Origin of the sequence: Patulibacter minatonensis DSM 18081 (assembly GCF_000519325.1) — a bacterium.
GTDB lineage: Bacteria > Actinomycetota > Thermoleophilia > Solirubrobacterales > Solirubrobacteraceae > Patulibacter > Patulibacter minatonensis.
The window spans coordinates 2,143,405-2,145,160 of record NZ_KI912613.1; the positions used below are offsets into that span (position 1 = coordinate 2,143,405).

General features: G+C 77.8%; 3 protein-coding genes. 2 read left to right on the forward strand and 1 reads right to left on the reverse strand.

Going from position 1 to position 1,756, the window contains the following annotated elements; genetic code table 11:
• The coding region (locus tag PATMI_RS0109830) for a MogA/MoaB family molybdenum cofactor biosynthesis protein (RefSeq protein ID WP_245604143.1) at positions 1–579 on the forward strand (579 nt) is incomplete at its 5' end.
• Between the two features lie 115 nt (positions 580–694).
• Positions 695–1,291 carry a dihydrofolate reductase family protein gene (locus tag PATMI_RS0109835; protein WP_051472348.1) on the forward strand — a complete coding sequence of 199 codons (597 nt, stop codon included), beginning with the start codon at positions 695–697 and terminating at the stop codon, positions 1,289–1,291.
• A 111-nt stretch (positions 1,292–1,402) separates the two neighbouring features.
• Here PATMI_RS0109835 and PATMI_RS0109840 read toward each other — a convergent pair.
• The coding region (locus tag PATMI_RS0109840) for a helix-turn-helix domain-containing protein (protein WP_026910764.1) at positions 1,403–1,756 on the reverse strand (354 nt) is incomplete at its 5' end.

Consider the following 1,756-nt stretch of genomic DNA (forward strand, 5'->3'; position numbering starts at 1 on the left):
CCGACCGCCGCGGTGCCGGGGCCGTCGTCGCCGTCCGCTCCCTCCGCGGCGCCCCGCTCCCCGGCCCAGGCCGTGGCCGGCGCCCGCGACGCGCGCAAGCCGCTCGACCCGCCGATCCGGGTCGGGCTGCTCACGGTCTCGACGTCCCGCGCGGAGGGCCCGCCCGACGACCCGGGCAGCCTCGCGCTGCGCGACCTCGCCGCCGCGCTCCGCGCCGACGTCGCCACCGCCGACCGCGTCCCCGACGACCGGACCGCGATCGCCGCCGCGATCGCGCGCTTCGCCGACGAGCACGGCTGCGACCTCGTCCTGACCGCCGGCGGCACCGGCTGCACGATCGACGACGTCACGCCCGAGGCGACGCTCGACGCCTGCGACCGCCAGGTGCCCGGCATCGCCGAGGCGCTCCGGCTGGAGTCGCGCGAGCACACGCACGCCTGGCCGCTTTCGCGGGGCGTGGCGGCCGCCCGCGGCCGCACCCTGGTCGTGAACCTGCCCGGCTCGCCGAAGGCCGCCGCCGAGGCGATCCCGGTCCTCGGCCCGGTCGTCGACCACGCGGTGCGGCTCCTGCGCCGCTGATCCGCGGGGTCCGTCCGCCGACGCGGGTCCGCGGGCGACCTCGCGATCCCGGAGGGCCGATGAGTTCGCCGTGCCGCCACGGTCCTCGGACCACCCACGACCGAAGGAGCCGATGATGGCCAAGAGCGTGCTGTACATGTCGATGTCCCTGGACGGGTTCATCGCGGGACCGAACGAGCGGATCGACAACGGCCTCGGCGACGGGGGCATGCGCCTGCACCACTGGCTCATGGGCTCGAAGGCGGGCGAGCCGGTCGTCCAGCGACCGTCCGGCGTCAACGGCGAGGTGTGGGACGCGTTCATGACGACGGGCGCGGTCGTCACCGGCCACGGGACGCGGACCCTCACCGACGGCTGGGGCGGCGACCACCACGACGGCGTGCCCCTCTTCTTCGTCGACCGCGACGCGGCGCGACTGCAGCAGGACGCGCCGCCGCGCGTGACCTACCTGGAGGACGTCGCGGAGGCGATGGACCGGGCGCGGGCGGCGGCGGGCGACCGGGACGTCCTGGTGCACGGCGTCGGGCTCACCCGGCACGCCCTCGCCGCCGGCGCCCTCGACGAGCTCCACCTCCACCTGATCCCCGTCCTGCTCGGCCAGGGACGACGGCTGTTCGAGAACCTCCCGCCCGACCACGTCGAGCTCGAGCGCCTCTCGACCGTCGAGGGCGAGGACGGCGTCACGCACCTGCGCTACCGCGTCGTCGTCTGACGGTCGGCACGTCGATTCCGGGTCTCACCGCGCCCGCGCCCCCGCCCCCGGGTCCCACCGCGGCGGCGCCTCCCGCCCCGGGTCCCTCTCGGCGGCGCCTCCCGCCCCGGCCTACCGCCCGCGGGCCTCGCCGGCGGCCTGCCCCACGAGGGCGGCCAGCTCCGTCCGCGACCGGACCCCGAGCGTCGCGTAGATCCCGGTCAGCCGCCGCTCCACGGTCTTGCGGCTGACGTGGAGCATCGCGCCGATCTCCGGGTTCGTCAGCCCCCGGCCGATCAGCACCGCGAGCCGGAGGTCCTCCGGCGCGAGGGCCGAGACCGGCGTCGGGGCGGCCCGCTCGCCGGCGCGTCGCTGCGACGCACGGGTGCGCTCGACCCACGGCGCCGCGCCCAGCAGCTCGAAGGCCTCCGACGCCTCCGCCAGCGCAACGCGCGCGTCGGCCCGCCGCCCGGCCGCCCGGAGCCG

Bases quoted from the DNA above. Each gene is read 5' to 3' on its own strand.
- PATMI_RS0109835 (WP_051472348.1), top strand. From the start codon at position 695: ATGGCCAAGAGCGTGCTGTACATGTCGATGTCCCTGGACGGGTTCATC.